Origin of the sequence: Mucilaginibacter jinjuensis (assembly GCF_028596025.1) — a bacterium.
GTDB lineage: Bacteria > Bacteroidota > Bacteroidia > Sphingobacteriales > Sphingobacteriaceae > Mucilaginibacter > Mucilaginibacter jinjuensis.
Map to the genome: position 1 here is coordinate 143,334 of NZ_CP117167.1, position 16,868 is coordinate 160,201.

General features: G+C 39.2%; 10 protein-coding genes and 1 tRNA gene. 8 read left to right on the forward strand and 3 right to left on the reverse strand.

Features of this window, described 5'->3' with window-relative positions:
• Positions 1-131: 131 nt before the first annotated feature.
• The 6 genes from PQO05_RS00630 (at position 132) to PQO05_RS00655 (ending at position 11,980) form a co-directional block, all read left to right on the forward strand.
• Positions 132-806 (forward strand): hypothetical protein, encoded by a 675-nt coding sequence (locus PQO05_RS00630; RefSeq protein ID WP_273630698.1) that lies wholly within the window; start codon positions 132-134, stop codon positions 804-806.
• 195 nt (positions 807-1,001) lie between these two features.
• A complete protein-coding gene (locus PQO05_RS00635; RefSeq protein WP_273630699.1) occupies positions 1,002-1,679 on the forward strand; it encodes a hypothetical protein in 678 nt (225 codons plus the stop codon).
• A 619-nt stretch (positions 1,680-2,298) separates the two neighbouring features.
• A complete protein-coding gene (locus PQO05_RS00640) occupies positions 2,299-5,448 on the forward strand; it encodes a SusC/RagA family TonB-linked outer membrane protein (RefSeq protein ID WP_273630700.1) in 3,150 nt (1,049 codons plus the stop codon).
• 19 nt (positions 5,449-5,467) lie between these two features.
• Positions 5,468-6,946, forward strand: coding sequence for a RagB/SusD family nutrient uptake outer membrane protein (locus PQO05_RS00645; RefSeq protein ID WP_273630701.1), 1,479 nt, complete (start codon positions 5,468-5,470; stop codon positions 6,944-6,946).
• A gap of 371 nt (positions 6,947-7,317) precedes the next feature.
• Positions 7,318-10,509, forward strand: a complete 3,192-nt coding sequence (locus PQO05_RS00650; RefSeq protein ID WP_273630702.1) for a SusC/RagA family TonB-linked outer membrane protein — start codon at positions 7,318-7,320, stop codon at positions 10,507-10,509.
• 10 nt (positions 10,510-10,519) lie between these two features.
• Positions 10,520-11,980 (forward strand): SusD/RagB family nutrient-binding outer membrane lipoprotein, encoded by a 1,461-nt coding sequence (locus PQO05_RS00655; RefSeq protein WP_273630703.1) that lies wholly within the window; start codon positions 10,520-10,522, stop codon positions 11,978-11,980.
• A gap of 307 nt (positions 11,981-12,287) precedes the next feature.
• Here PQO05_RS00655 and PQO05_RS00660 read toward each other — a convergent pair whose 3' ends face one another.
• The 3 genes from PQO05_RS00660 to PQO05_RS00670 form a co-directional block, all read right to left on the reverse strand.
• Positions 12,288-13,058, reverse strand: a complete 771-nt coding sequence (locus PQO05_RS00660; RefSeq protein WP_273630704.1) for a coiled-coil domain-containing protein — start codon at positions 13,056-13,058, stop codon at positions 12,288-12,290.
• A gap of 134 nt (positions 13,059-13,192) precedes the next feature.
• A complete protein-coding gene (locus PQO05_RS00665) occupies positions 13,193-13,597 on the reverse strand; it encodes a DoxX family protein (RefSeq protein ID WP_273630705.1) in 405 nt (134 codons plus the stop codon).
• Positions 13,598-13,615: 18 nt separating this feature from the next.
• Entirely contained in the window at positions 13,616-14,515 is a 900-nt protein-coding gene (locus PQO05_RS00670; protein WP_273630706.1) for a S66 peptidase family protein, read from the reverse strand.
• Between the two features lie 46 nt (positions 14,516-14,561).
• Between PQO05_RS00670 and metG the strand changes: the two genes are divergently transcribed.
• Together metG and PQO05_RS00680 are read left to right on the forward strand one after the other, a co-directional pair.
• Positions 14,562-16,637, forward strand: a complete 2,076-nt coding sequence (gene metG, locus PQO05_RS00675; RefSeq protein WP_273630707.1) for a methionine--tRNA ligase — start codon at positions 14,562-14,564, stop codon at positions 16,635-16,637.
• Positions 16,638-16,741: 104 nt separating this feature from the next.
• Positions 16,742-16,813 (forward strand) — tRNA-Arg (locus PQO05_RS00680).
• Positions 16,814-16,868 lie beyond the last annotated feature (55 nt).

Genomic DNA, 16,868 nt, shown 5'->3' on the forward strand with positions numbered 1-16,868 from the left:
TTTTTTATGCATAAAATTGGCGTAAGGCATCTGTTAAAGCCAACTTTATATTAATTTAGCATGCTGTTTTTGTGAATGGCAGAAGTTGTGGCTAAGCCACTGTTAGATGAATTTAAACCTTGTCATAATTTATGAATACAATTAAAAAAACAATTTTACTTAGCTTTTCTATTTTAACTACTGCCTTCGCAGCTAATTCTCAGCCATTAAGTTCATATTTAGGGACCGCCTGGCAAACCCAAACTTATTCTGAAGTTAAAGGGAACCCATATTGCACAGAAACCTGGACAAAAGGGGATGTTGCATTAAAAAATGGAACTGTTTATAAAGGCATGTTGGTTATGTATGATCAGGTAGCAGACCGTTTATTATTTGAAAGTGAGAAAGGTGATACGTTGGCGTTTGTACTCCCGGTACATGAGTTTGAGATGCCTGTAACTGAAAAGGGTAAAACAATTGATCATAATTATCGCAACGGCTTCCCGGCCGTTAATTCAAATACAGTTGAAACCTTTTATGAAGTAATTAATGATGATAAAGTGAAACTTTTAAAACGGACAAAGAAAACCGTGCTAAGTCATAAAGATTATGGATCAGCTAATCAGGTCAGTGAGATTAATGCTAATATCACATATTATATCTTAAAGAATGATGTAATGGCTGCAATTAAACCCAATAGTAAAAGTGTTTTAGATGCGTTAAGCGATAAATCAGCCGAGATTGAAAAACATATTAAGGAAAATAATTTAGATGTAAAGCGGGATGATGATTTGAACAAGATTTTCACGTATTACAATTCTTTATAAGTGCCTGTGAGGTTTATATAGCACTTGTTTTAATCAGACTATAATTAAAGTCCAGCTTTACTAAGCAGGACTTTTTTGTTGCTAAAAATTATTTTAGCATTACAAGCAGGCTTTATAATTTAATATAAATACACACGTTTAACTTGTATTAAGCTTATTATGACTTGTTTGCTGATTAACTAACCTATAAAACCTATGAAAAAAATTCAAACGCTGTTTTTTGTTGTACTTGTGATGGCGGCTTCTTCTTTTGTGGCCCATGGGCAAGGGATAGTAACATCTAATCAAGGCACCCCCTTCACGTCTCAGGTTTATGCCGAAGTTAACGGATCGCCATATCTTTCATCAAGGTGGGTAACTGGTAACGTTGCATTAAAAGATGGGCAAATTTACAAGAGTGTAGAAATTAAGTATGACCAGGTTGGCGATCAGCTGCTGTTTAAGGCCGATAATGGTGACTCGTTATTATTTGCACAGCCTGTTCACGAATTTGAGCTACCGGTAACAGAAAAGGGTAAAACTACTACCCGTAACTATCGCAACGGTTTCCCTGCCGTTAATGGCAATACCACAAATAATTTTTATGAAGTAATTAATGACGGTAAGGTTAAGATATTAAAACGCACTAAAAAGAATATACAAAGCCATAAGGATTATTCATCGGCGAATGTAATTAACGATATCAATACAAATACCACCTACTATGTATTGAAGGATAATACAATGACCTTGATAAAACCAGGCAGTAAAACTATTTTGGAAGCCTTAAGTGATAAATCTGCAGAGGTGGCAAAATATATCAAAGACAATAACCTGGATGCCAGGCAGGATGCTGACCTGGGTAAAATATTTACCTATTACAATTCGCTATAATATTTACCAGTCCGTTTGTATAGGACACACAACAAGTTAAGTGGTACCATCACGTTGCTACTAAGTTAAATAACGGAGCTTATTTGTAAGTCCGCCTCAAAAAGATTGAGGCGGACTTTTTTATTTTTTTGTAAAAAGGTTGTTGCTATCAAGTATTTATTTTGTTACATTTAATTTATCAAACAATTTTTAATAGAAAACAATTGTGAATTTTTAATGAAGTTCACTTTTTTCATAAATATCTGTAATTGATATTTTCAATATTAAAATTGAAAAAATGTAAGCCTAGTGCTTTATTTTTTAATAAAAATTCAAAAAAACGGTCGTTTTAACATAATTAATAGTTAATCTAGGTCATTTTTTCGAATTTGATAAAATTTTTAACGTTTTTGAGTTAATATATTTTATATTTTCTATTAAATGCCATTTAATTTTTAGTGTTTCGTAATTTTTTCAATGTGTTTATTTGATTTTTACTTGTTTTATTATAAAATAGGTTTAAATATTCCTTATTAATGTAACTAAAACGTTAAACAGACTTTAAAAAAAAGTCTGTTTTTTTTTGTTCATTGCAATAATTAGCTATTTTTAGACACTTAATTAAACAAACTAGTAACGCATGAAAAAAATTCTACTCAATTTTTTATGGGTTTTGATTATTATGGGCTCAAATGCCTATGCCCAAACCCGAACAGTTACCGGTACAGTTACCGGTAAAGACGATGGCTTACCACTCCCAGGTGTAAGTGTTGTTGTAAAAGGTACCAAAACCGGTACTCAAACAGGTCCCGATGGTTCTTATGGTATTAAAGTTGCCCCAGGGCAATCATTGGTGTTTACTTTTGTGGGCTTTGCTTCACAAACACATATCCCAAGCGGCGACAGATTAAATGTTACACTTACCGGTTCGGCCAGTGCACTTAACGAGGTTGTGGTTGTGGGTTATGGTACCCAGGTAAAAAGAGATAACATTGCCAGTATCTCTAATGTTAAAGGTAAAGACCTTGCAGAGCAACCGGTACAAAACTTCCAGCAATCATTAGGCGGCCGTGCTGCCGGTGTGCAGGTATCAATCGGTAGCAGTGTTGTTAATAACCAGCCAACTATCCGTATCCGTGGTATTAACTCATTAGCGCTAAGCTCGCAGCCACTTTTCATTATTGATGGTATTCCGTCTTTTTCTGATAACACAAATGGTAGCTCTGCAACAAGCAGCCCGCTTTCTGCAATTGACCCTAATGATATCGAGAGCATCGATGTTTTAAAAGATGCTGCTGCAACTGCTATTTATGGTAGCCGTGCTGCTAACGGTGTTGTTGTGGTAACTACCAAAAAAGGTAAAAAAGGTAAAACTGTAGTTTCAATGGATAACTGGATTGGTGTAAGCAAAGTAATGCGCCTGCCAGACCTGTTAAACGCTCAGCAATATGTTACCTTAAAAAACGAAGCATTAACTAATGCCGGTTTATTTAACCCAACTACAACTTACTTTGCTTTAGGTACTGATGCTAGCGGTAATACAATTAATACCAACTGGTTTGATTATGTATACAGAACGGGTAAAGCTTACAATAGCAGTATTGCTATTTCTGGTGCTAATGATAACACCAGCTATTACTTATCTGCTAACTACAGCAATCAGGATGGTGTTTTAGCAAAAAACGGTTATGAACGTAAGGGTATCAATGCAAATATTGATCATAAAGTAAGTAAGATCATTACATTGGGAGCTAAAGTTGCTTACTCAAACGAAAGCAACTTATCAGCTACTACTTCAGGTTCACAAAGCGGTGAGGCATTTAATATTGCTGGTTTGGGCCGTATTCCATTGGTGAGCCCGCCAAACGTATCACCATATAATAACGATGGTTCTTATAATTTAAGCGGTAATACTTTAGGCTTAGGTGCTAACAAAGGTATTTCTACCAGTTATTATAACATTGTTCCTATTTTAGATTTAAACAGATCTAATAGTTATGTTAACCACATTACCTCTAACATCTATTTACAAGTAAAACCATTATCATGGATTACTTTGAAAACCATGTATGGTATTGATAACTTCCTGGTGGATAATGATATTTTCCAATCTCCTGTACATGGTGATGGCGCGCCTAACGGTTCGGCAACAGCTACCTACTCAAAAAATATGAGATGGGTTTGGGATAACACCGCGCAATTTGATCATTCATTTGGCAAACATAGCCTAAGCTTATTAGCTGGTAATGAACAACAACGCGATATTGTTAGAGGTTTCGGTTTAAACCGTACCATTATTTCTGATCCTTCATTTAACGTAGTTCAGGCTGGTTATGCTACAACAGTAACTTCTGGTTTATCTTATGGCGATAACTACCTGGTATCATTCTTCGGTCGTTTAAACTATGATTTCGACAAGAAATATTACCTTACCGGAACCTTACGTCAGGATCAGGATTCTCGTTTTGGTCCTGATAAAAAGAAAGGGATATTTGCAAGTGCTGCCGCAGGATGGGAAATTACAAGAGAGAAATTTTGGAGCGCAATTGGTGCCGACAAAATATTCAGCAGCTTTAAAATCAGAGGTAGCTATGGTAAAGTTGGTAACAACTTAGGTTTATCAAACTACGCTTCTTATGGTTTATACGCAAACGGTTTATATAACGGTGCAGCAACATTGGCATACAACCAAACCGGTAACAACTTGTTAGGTTGGGAAACCAGTAGAAAAACAGATATCGGTTTTAACTTTGGTGTGCTTAAAGACCGTATTACAGGTGAGGTTGCTTACTACAAAAACAACATCTCTGGTTTAATTTTCCAGGTGCGTGAAGCTCCTTCTGCTGGTTTACCAACAGATCCTTATGTTAACATTGGTAACATGTATAACAAAGGTTTGGAGATTACCTTAAATGCTGATGCCATCAGAACAAAAGACTTTACATGGACTTCTTCTTTCAACATTAGCTTTAACCAAAACAAGTTAACATCAATTGTACCGGGTATTACCCGCCTAACACAACAAAGTTCGGCTAACGAAACAACAAACATTAACGAAGTTGGCCACTCTGTAGGTAGTTTATACATTATCCGCACTGCTGGTGTTGACCCTGCAACTGGTCGCCGTATCTTCATCAACGGTCAAAACCAAAAAGTTTATTATAACTACGCTGGTGGTAACCTGGCATGGACTTATGCCGATGGTTCAAAAGCCCCTGCAATTACCCAGGCAAGTGATGCGGTTAACTACGCAAATACAGCGCCGAAAGAAATTGGTGGTTTTACCAACACATTCCGTTACAAGAATTTTGACTTAAACGTATTGTTAACTTACCAATTAGGCTACCAGATTTATTGGGGTACCCATGCAGGTTTGCTTGATCAGCGTTTCTGGAACAACTCAACCGAGGTGTTAAACAGATGGACAACACCTGGTCAGGTTACCAATATCCCTAAAGTGGTTTATGGTGATAACGTTTCAAATGGTTCATCTTTACCTCTTGATATTAACGTATTTAATGGTAATTTCCTGAAACTTAAATCATTAAACTTTGGTTACTCTTTACCAAAAGAGTTGCTTAGCAGATTTGGTATATCTAACTTAAGGTTTTATGTAAGTGGTTACAACTTAGCCATGATTACCAAATATCCTGGTCCGGATCCTGAAGTTTCTTCAAATGGTCCAGGTAACACAAGCACCGGCTTTACATCAAACAGTACGCAAGGTGTTGACAGAAACTCTGCAGCAAACGCAAGAACATATACAGCTGGTTTCTCTGTTAAATTTTAACGATTAGATTTTAAGTAAGATGAAAAAGAAGATATTAGTGATGTTAGGTATTGCAGTAACGTTGAATTACTCTTGCCAAAAAGATAAATTATACCCGGTTAACCAAACACAGGTTTCCAATCAGGACAATGCTCCGTTTACTACACCAAGCCGTATCTTAAGCCAGGTGTTGGCCTTGTACTCTACTGCGCGTAGCGGTCAGTTTTTAGGGGGTAGATATACCGTATATAATGAAGTAAAAGCCGATAACTGGGTTAACTACTCGCAAAATAGTATTACCGCTTACCAAACATGGAACGCTACAGTTACCAGTACCAGTTCTGAGGTACAAAACTTATGGGCGCAGGCTTATTATGTAATTAACAACTGTAACCTGTTTATTGATGGTATGGCTGCTAAAGGTACATCGGTAGTAGGTGCAGCTACAGCTGCAAATTATATAGGTGAAGCTAAATTTGTAAGAGCCTTAAGCTATTATTGCTTATTACAGCTTTATGCACGCCCTTATATTGATGGTAATGGTTCTAAACCAGGTTTACCTTTACGTTTAACCGGTAACTCGGTTTATGGTAACTATGATTTAGCCCGCAGTACCGTGGCGCAGGTTTATGCACAAGTTATTTCTGATTTAAATGATGCAGAAACAGGCTTGCCATCAACTTACTCTGATGCGTTAACAAATGTAATCAGGGCGCATAAAAACTCGGCAATTGCTTTAAAAACCCGCGTTTACTTAGCTATGCAGGCGTATGATAAAGTAGTTACCGAAGGAAACAAGATTGTTACCGCTTCTGCACCATTTACTGCACCAACGGGTGTAGCCAATGCATTACAGGCTGATGTAACTAAAGTTTATGCGGCCCCTTACAGTACTACCGAATCTATTTTCTCAATGCCATTTGTAAGCGGTACAGAAAACCCGGGTACACAAAACCAATTGGGCTATTATTTCTACCAAAATGCCGGTACAAAAGGTATTGCGGAGTTTTATTTAAACCCAACCGGCGTAATTGCCGATCCTAACTGGAAAGCAGCGGATAAAAGAAGAAGCTTATTGTATACTTCTGTAGCATCTGCTACTGCCGGGAAAGTCTTTACTTTAAAGTATCCACTTGCGAGCCCATATCCGGATTATGTTCCGATTATGAGATACCCGGAAGTGTTATTAAACCTGGCAGAGGCCAGAGCCCGTACTACAAATGCTGTAGATCCGCAGGCCGTTGCGTTGCTAAATGCCGTACGTAATCGTTCTGATGCATCTACAACCTTTACAGTTGCGAGCTTTGCTACTGCTACCGATTTAATTAACGCAATACTTCAGGAAAGAAACATCGAGTTTTTGGGTGAAGGTTTAAGAAATATAGATCTGGTACGTTTAGGTTTAACCATCCCGGCTAAATCTACGGTATCTGCTATCCCTTCTACAGATTCGAGATATATCTGGCCAATTGCGGGTGACGAATTGCTTTACAACAAGCTGATGACCCCGAACAATTAATCAGTATTTTTTTTAAAACAAAAAAAGGCCGGTGCATTTGTACCGGCCTTTTTTGTTTAGCGCCGGTTAAAGTGCCATAAATGGTGAAGAGAAATTAAATGACTGAAAAAAAATCAAAAAATATTTTAGCTGACAATAATATATCGGGCTGGAAAATGAACAGGTACAAAAACCCTTTAAAAATATGTGCAAGGCCTGTTTTGTAACATTTTGGTGATGTTAAAAAATGACTTTTAAGTATGTGTTTGTATTTCTATTTTGATATTTCAATGGCAATCATTTTGTTCAAAATATAGAAAACGCTATTATTTTTTTTGTTATTTATAAAAATAACATATTTTTAACTTCTTAATTAAACAAACTATTAACGCATGAAAAAAATTTTACTCAGTTTTTTGTGGGTTTTGAGTGTGGTAGGTTCTCAAGCCTATGCCCAAAACCGTACAATTACCGGAACAGTTACCGGCAAAGATGATGGGCTTCCGCTTCCCGGGGTTAGCGTCATTGTAAAAGGAACTAAATCGGGTACCCAAACCAGCGCCAGCGGTAAATACTCAATTAAAGTACCAGAGGGAAGTACTACCCTGGTATATAGCTTTATAGGTTTTGCACCTAAAGAAGTTGCCGTTGGATCTTCAAATACTTTAAACGTAACGCTTTCTGTTGATGCTAAAACGCTGAATGAAGTAGTGGTAACTACCTCTTTCGGTATCCAGCGCGATAAAAAGAGCTTGGGTTACGGTACACAAACCATCACAAACGACCAATTACAAACTGCCAGAACTACCAACTTAACTAATGCATTAGACGCAAAAGTTGCTGGTGTGCAGGTTAACGGTTCGGGTGGTGCATTTACAGGTTCGAGTGTAATTATTCGTGGTTTTACAACGTTTACAGGCAGCAACCAGCCATTGTATATTGTTGATGGTATCCCTATTGATAATAGCGGTGGTGGTGCACAATTACAATCAGGTGCTTCTGTATCAAACCGTGCTATTGATATTAACCAGGATGATATCGAAAACGTAACAGTATTAAAAGGTGCTGCGGCAACTGTACTTTACGGTTCTCGTGCAGCATCAGGCGCTATTGTTATCACAACCAAAAAAGGTAACAAGAACCAAAAAAATCAAATCGAGTTTACCTCATCTTATGGTGCAGGTGTGGTTAACAGGTTGCCTAAATATCAAAACCAATATGCACAAGGTAACAATGGTTTACTGGGTGCCTCTACATCAACTCCATTCTCTTACCTGGGTAATGCAAATGTTGCAGGTAGTGGTTTAAACACCTCATGGGGGCCACTGATTACAGGCCAAACTGTAACCAACTCTTTCGGTCAGCAGGAAGTATTGCAGGCATATCCGGATAACGTTAAGGATATCTTTAAAACAGCAACTTCATTGCAAAATAACTTAAGCTTTACAGGTGGTGGCGATAAAACTACTTACCGTGTATCTTATGGTAATGATTATGAAACCTATGTTATTGACAACAACACATTAAAGCGTAACAACATATCTGTAAACGCACGTTCTGAAATTACGCCTAAATTACGTATCGGAACTACTTTCAGTTATGTAAATAACCAATCAACCAGAACGTTGCAAGGTAATCAGTTATCTAACCCATTATTCAGGGCTTTTTTTACACCTCGTTCTTATAACCTTTCAGGCTTACCTTTTGAGGATGCTGCCGGCAACCAATTATATTTTGGTGCAGAGGACAACCCTTACTGGTCAATCAAACATAACCTTTACCACGATCAGGTTAACCGTATGTTTGGTAGCGTAAACGCAACTTATGACTTTACCACCTGGTTAACCGGTGATTTAAGATTAGGTACTGACTATTATAACCTGAAAAGCAATGGCTTTGATGAAGTTGGTAACCGTGGCGGTGGTTTTACCGGCGCAACAGCAACTGGTGTGGGTGGTATTGTAGAAACACAAACCAATATCCGTAACCTCGAAGAGTACTTTACTTTAAGCGCTAACCGCAAATTTGGTGATTTTAAATTAACAGGTACTGTTGGTAACGAGATTAACCAGAACGGAAGAAATGATTCGCAAACAACTGGTTATCAGTTGGTGGTTCCTGGTTTCGACAACCTTAAAAACGCATTGACTTATTTGCCTGCTTACAGCAGTTCATTAACTCGTTTAGTGGGTGTTTTTGGTGACTTTGTTGCAGATTACAAAAGTTACTTAACAGTTAACGTTAAAGCACGTAACGACTGGTCTTCAACTTTACTGCCAGCTAACCAATCAATTTTCTACCCGGCAGTAGCAACAAGCTTTGTAGCAACTGAAGCATTCCCTTCATTAAAAACCAAAAATGTTAACTTAATTAAATTAAGAGCTAACATTGGCCGTGTAGGTAAAGGTGCAAGTGCGTACAATACAGATAGCTATTATGTAAAAGCAGGTTCATCAGATGGTTTTGGCCCGGTTATTAACTTCCCTTACCCAAGTGCATCTGGTTCATTAGCCGGTTATACTTTGAGCGATGGCGCGGGTAACCCCAACTTAAAGCCAGAGTTTACACGTGAAATTGAGGTTGGTACAGAGTTAGCTTTCTTTAACAACCGTTTAACTTTTGATGGTTCGGTTTACAAAAGAAAATCTACAAACATCATTTTAGCAGTGCCGGTTTCTAATGCTTCAGGTATTGGTAGTTTGGTACAAAATGCCGGGGTTTTAAATACAAAAGGTATTGAGTTATTAGTAGGTGTAACACCTGTTAGAACCAAAGATTTCAGCTATAACATCAGCGCTAACTTTACCAGCTTTAAATCTGTTGTAGAGTCTCTTGCTCCTGGTGTAAGTGTTATTACTTTGGGTGGTTTTACTACACCTAACGTTCGTTTAGTTGCCGGTCAGGAATATGGCCAGATCTACGGTAGCGATTACCAGAGAGATGCACAAGGCCGCGTGTTAATTGGTGCAAACGGTTTGCCTGTTGGCCCAACTTCGGGTGTTGTTAATATTGGTAACCCTAACCCGAAATGGTTAATGGGTATTACCAACAATTTCACTTACAAAGGCATTAACTTTAACTTCCTGATCGATATCAGAAGAGGCGGCCAACAGTATTCAAGAAATATTGCTGACGTTCAAAGAAACGGTGCTGCTGCAGAAACAGCAGAAACCCCGCGCTTTAACGCAGATGGCACGCCTACTACTCCTTACGTATTTGCAGGTGTTTATGCACCAGGTACGCCAAATGCTGGCCAAACAAATACCACTGCAATTAGTGCGCAAAACTATTATGGTAATAGTGGTAAATATGTTGCTGCAGCAGGTTATATTTATGATACTTCATGGATCCGGCTGCGTGAGGCAAGCTTAAGCTATAGCCTCCCTAAAGACTGGCTTTCTCATACGCCGTTTGGCAGAGCAAGCTTAGGTGTTTACGGCCGTAACTTATGGTTACATGCACCGCACTATCCACACTTCGATCCTGAGCAAAATGCTTTGGGTATCTCAAATGCACAAGGGCTTGAATTCAACTCTCAACCTAACACAAGAACTATCGGTGTAAACTTGAAAGTAACTCTTTAATATAACGACAATGAAAAAATATAAATATATATCAACAGCTTTCCTTGCAGCAGCAATACTGGTAGGGAGCTCGTGCAAAAAATATCTTGACATAAACGTAGACCCTAATAATATTTTAGGTACGCCTGCAAATGCGCCATTACCTCAAATATTAACCTCTGCAACAGTAAATATTGGTTTTACCGGTGGTAGTGATCTTTCGAGATATACCGCATTGGTTATTCAGCATTTTTCTGGCCAGAGTACTGGTTCACTGAATCAAACTCAACAGTATGAGCAATATTTAATTCAACCATCAGATTTAAACAACCTGTGGGCTTCATTTTACTCAACTACTGTTAACGATTTAGAAACCGTTATTACCAAAGCAAAAGCTACAGGTAGCCCGCACTATGCAGGTGTTGCCGAAATATTGCGTGCGTACACTTACCAAACCATGGTTGATACCTGGGGCAAAATTCCATACAGCCAGGCTAATAAGACGGTTACAAACTTAAACCCTGCTTATGATGATGACGCTGCTATCTATACAGATTTAATTAAGCAAATTGATCAGGGTATTGCTGATTTAAATGCAGCCAACCCATCAGGTGCATCAATAGATCCGGGTACAAACTCAACCATCTATCAGGGTACATTTGCCGCTGCTAAACCACAGTGGATTAAGTTTGCAAATACTTTAAAACTACGTATCTATTTACATTACAGTAAAAAGGATGCAGCTTTTGCAACTTCGCAGATTGCGGCGTTAGTTAATAATGCAGGTACTACTTTTATGGCATCAAACGCCGATAATTTTGCAATGCCTTTTACACAAACATCAGGTGCGCAAAACCCAATTTATCAGTTTGATGTTCAGCGTGCTAATTACCTGGTTGCTAATAATACAATTGTGAGCATGATGAATGCTAAAACAGACCCACGCAGACCTTTTTATTTTACCGCAATTAATGGTGCATATAAAGGGGCTAAAGGTGGTGATGCACCAAATGCAGCTGCATACTCAAAAATTGGTACTTATTTAAAAGGTACAAAAGGCGAGGCCCCTATCCGTATGTTAACTTTTGCCGAGTATAACTTTATCCGTGCAGAGGCAGCCCTTACTTTAGGTGCCCCAGGCAGTGCACAGGCATTTTACACCGCTGGGATCACTGCTTCTATGCAGGATGCAGGTGTGGTTGCAGCAGATATTACTACTTACTTAGCTGCTAATGGTACACTTTCTGGTACTACAGCACAGCAATTAAGCCAGATTATTACTGAGAAATACATTGCCAGCTACGGCCAGGTTACAGAACCCTGGACAGATTTCAGAAGAACAGGTTACCCTGCTGCAATTGTTCCGCCGGTTAACGCACTGTTAACTTATGTGCCAAGATCGTTCTACTATCCTCAATCAGAAATTGATGAGAATACAAGTGCAAAACAAAAATCAGGTATGGATTCCCGCATTTTCTGGGACGTTCAATAATTCTGAGATGTTATAAACAAAAAAGGGTCGCCGATATTATCGGCGACCCTTTTTATTTAGAACATGTTTAATTGCATCTTCAGTCCATGATTAGGCATATATCTTAATCACGCAACATGCCTCAGTGTATCAATTGTACGTTAGTAGGCAAGAAGCATAATTATCTGTGATATGGTTTACTTAGTATTGTAATAGCGATTACCTTTTAGGAAGGCATTATCCATTCAATCATTATCAAATTGTACTTTTTATAAATATCTTTAACTAAAGAGGTAAACATATCAATAAGAAAGAATAAATATGCATTTCAATTTTTTTTGAATTGAATATAATTTCCAGGATCAATGACATGCCCGTCTTTAAGTACCTGGAAACTTTTAATTACCGTTCCACCATTAATAATATCTGTTTTAAAACCATACATTATTACACCGTTGTTCCATTCAATTTGGGCGTTGAACCCATTTGCTGTTATTAATTTACCTTGTGAAAATATACCGTTAAAAACTGTTTCATAAACTGGCAGAGGATAATTAGGCTGAACGGAGCCAAGCTCAAAGACCTTATTTGAATCCCAATTATCGAACAACTCAGTTTTAGGTGGATTATAATACCATGTTCCGGCGGTACCTATGCCACGCATGACTTTAATAGTTGGAGCCATATATTTCCCCCAGCTATCTGTAATTTTTATTTTAACATCGTGTAAAGCATATTTTCCAATAACACCAACGTCAAAAAGAATTACATTTTCTTGATTATTATATTTATATGTCGTTATAATCAGTTGAGGTTTAGAGTCTCCTCCTGTAACTTGATTTTTCAATTCTTCTTGAAGGGCGGCATTTTTTTTGTAAAGTTCCGCCAGTTCTGCTGTTTTCTTTTCAGTAGTGTCCGCAGTTTTTAGCGCCTCTTTTTGCAATTCAATTATTCTCTTGTTACCATCAGAAATCTCTCTATTAGCAGTCTTTATAGAATCTTGGTAATCCCGGTTCTTTATATCCGAATCTTTTTGATCAGCCCATTGTGTATAGGCAGTACCTATTGCCAAAAGACCAGCGAATATTCCGAAAATCATCGTTATAAAAGGTTTTGACAACATTAGTAACAAAGTCATTGCTGATTGAAAATTCAATATAATAAAAAATATCTACCCTTGTAAAAAGAGAATAACGATCAATACCTTGTGTCTCTTTTTTATTTTAAACGAGGTTATTTCTTGTCTACACTAAAAGTACCCGGGCCAATAAAAACTAAGCCGGCAAACACCACCGCATCTTCAATCGCATGCGATGCCTCCATTAAGCCCGAAGTTTTTAAGTGCATGGCCACGGCCACGAGTAAATTAATAAGGAGCAATAAACATACAGGCCTGAAAGCCCAGCCGATAATCAGCAAAAAGCCGCCAAAGGTTTCTACCACGGCTGATAGCAAGCCCCATACTACCGGTAAAAAGGTAATGCCCACGTATTTGGTGTTGCTGCCTAAGCTCTTCCACTCGCCTACACCACCGGCTAGTTTAGGGAAGCCGTGATAAATGAACATAATACCCAAACCTACGCGGATTATTAACAGCCCGAAGTTTTTATAATTGCCCAGTTTTCCTAAATACGCCATAATTGAATAAGGTTGTTGTTAAATAAATTTGATATCCGCCTGCTGCGGTTGTACGGTTAAATGTGCTGTTCTGCCTAAAATTAATGCATTGTTGTTGGGGGCATGCCCTCCGGGGAAATCGAAACAAACGGGATAATCATAATCCTTAACTGCATTTGATATAATCTCGCTTATCGTAAAGCCAAATGGAATGTCATTATCTTTTATATCGCTAAAACCACCCACAATTAAACCGGCTAAGTTTTTCAATTTGCCGGCACGTTTTAATGCATGGATCATCCGGTCTATCGAATAAAAATACTCACCCACATCCTCGATAAATAGAATTTTGCCATCCCAGTTCACCTCCGAAACAGAGCCTAATACGGAAATAAGCATCATCAGGTTACCCCCGGTTAGTTCACCGGTTGCAACACCAGGTTTGTTTTGACTATCGGTAATAAAACTATAACCAAGATCCTCGCCAAAGAGTGCTTTTTTAAGTGATTGGAGTGATTGCGCAGAAGCATCAGGAATATTGATCGGCATTTGGCCGTGAATGCTTTGTAAGCCTAGGTTGGCCTGCACATGGGCATGTATCACCGTAACGTCGCTAAAGCCAATGATCCATTTAGGGTTTTGCTTTAGGTTATCGAAATTGATATTATCAATTATCCGGATAGTACCATAGCCTCCACGGGCTGCAAAAATGGCTTTAACTTCATTATCATCAATAAAACGCTGCATGTCGCGTGCCCGTAAATCATCATCGCCGGCAAATTGATGATATGATGCGGTTACGGTTTCGCCCAAAATAACCCGCAAACCCCATGATTGTAGCAAGGCAACAGCATCGTCCATTGGTTTGGGTAGCTTTTTTGCAGGGCAGGTTATGGCAACCAGGTCGCCTTTTTTAAGATAAGGGGGCGTTATGCTCATGTTTAATATATTATCTTTGCCAAATTATAACAAAGCACTGAAAACTTTGGAAACTCAAAAATATAAAAGATATACCATCACCGCGGCTTTGCCTTATGCAAATGGGCCAAAGCATATCGGTCACCTGGCAGGTGCTTATATCCCGGCCGATTTATATGCACGTTACTTGCGCCTTAAAAAACGCGACGTAGTTTTTGTTTGTGGATCTGATGAGCATGGCACCGCCATAGCCAACCAGGCCATGAAAGAGCATACCACACCACAGGCTATTATTGATAAATACCATGCGCTGATTAAAGACTGTTTCGAAAAGTTAAACATTTCGTTCGATATTTATCACCGTACCAGCTCACAATTGCACCACGAAACAGCCCAGGAGTTTTTTACCGACCTGAACAGTAAAGGTGATTTTGTAGAGAAGGTTTCTGAACAATATTTCGACGAAGAAGCTAACGCTTTCTTGGCCGATAGATACATTATTGGTACCTGCCCTAATTGTGGTAACGACCATGCTTACGGAGACCAATGCGAACGCTGCGGAACGTCACTAAGCCCCGAAGAATTGATTAATCCACACTCGGCATTGAGCGGTGCGAAACCAATATTAAAGCCAACCAAACACTGGTATTTGCCATTAAATGAGTACGAGCCATTTTTAAAAGAATGGATTTTGGAAGGCCACGCCAAAGACTGGAAAACCAACGTTTACGGACAGTGCAAAAGCTGGATTGACGGCGGCCTGCACCCACGTGCCGTAACCCGCGACCTGGACTGGGGTATTAAAGTACCCGTAGCAGGCGCTGATGGCAAAGTGCTTTATGTTTGGTTTGATGCGCCGATTGGCTATATCTCGGCCACTAAACAATGGGCCATTGATAACAATAAAGATTGGGCGCCTTACTGGAAGGATAAAGAAACCAAACTGGTACACTTTATTGGTAAAGATAACATTGTGTTCCACTGTATTGTGTTCCCAGTGATGCTGAAGGCACAGGGTACGTTTATATTGCCAGAGAATGTCCCGGCTAATGAGTTTATGAACCTGGAAGGCGATAAAATGTCGACCAGCCGTGGATGGAGCATTGAGATGCACGAATATCTTGCTGATTTCCCGGATAAGATAGACGAACTGCGTTATTACCTTACCGCCATTGCCCCAGAAACCAGTGATAGCGAATTTACCTGGAAAGATTACCAGGCCCGTGTCAACAATGAACTGGTAGCCATACTCGGTAACTTCATTAACCGTGTAATGGTGTTGATGCACAAGTTTTTCGATGGTAAAGTAAGCAGCCCGTCAGGCGATTTAACTTTTACTGATGAAAGCCTAAACACCGCAGTTGGCCAGATTTATGACGAACTGGAAGTTTGCTTCGAAACCTACAAATTCCGCCAGGCGCAACAAACTGCAATGGAAATGGCTCGTTTAGGTAACCGTTACCTTACTGAGCAAGAGCCATGGAAATCATTTAAAAATGACCCGGAAGCAGCACGTACTGCACTGCATAACTGTTTAGTACTGATTGGCCATCTGGCTACCTGCCTGCAACCTTTCTTACCGTCCACATCAGCCAAAATATTTGATATGATTAACTGGCCGGCAGGTACTGTTACCTTCGATCAGGAAATTAAGTTTGCAGATGGCCACCAACTGAATCCCGCTTCGTTATTATTTGCGAAGATTGAGGACGATGTGATCCAAACGCAGATTGATAAACTACAGGCTAAAGCTAATTCGTTAACCGCACCGAAAGTTGTAGAAGAAGCGGTTGAAACAGCGCTTACACCTGCTAAAGAAAACATCAATTACGATCAATTTGCTGCAATGGACATTCGTGTGGGTACCATTGTTGCTGCCGAAAAGGTTGCCAAAACCAAGAAATTATTAAAGCTGACTATTGATACCGGCATTGATACCCGTACCGTAGTATCGGGTATTGCAGAACACTTTGAGGCCGAAGCTATTATTGGTAAACAAGTAAGCATCCTCGTAAACCTGGAGCCACGTGAGCTGAAGGGCATCCTATCACAAGGCATGATCCTGATGGCCGAAAATGCCAAAGGTAAACTTGAGTTTGTTTCGCCAGCCAGCGCAATGCCGCCGGGATCTGGAATAAGATAATTTGCCGATGTGGAGGTGTGCAAATATGCAGATTGAAGCTGCTTAATTATTTGCACATCTGCACATCCACGCATCTGCACATTTACTATATTTGCACCTGCATTGGTCCCGTAGTTCAACGGATAGAATAGAAGTTTCCTAAACTTTAGATATGGGTTCGATTCCCGTCGGGACCACTTTAAAACGCAGTTCTCTACTTGAGGGCTGCGTTTTTTGCGTTATGGGGTGTGT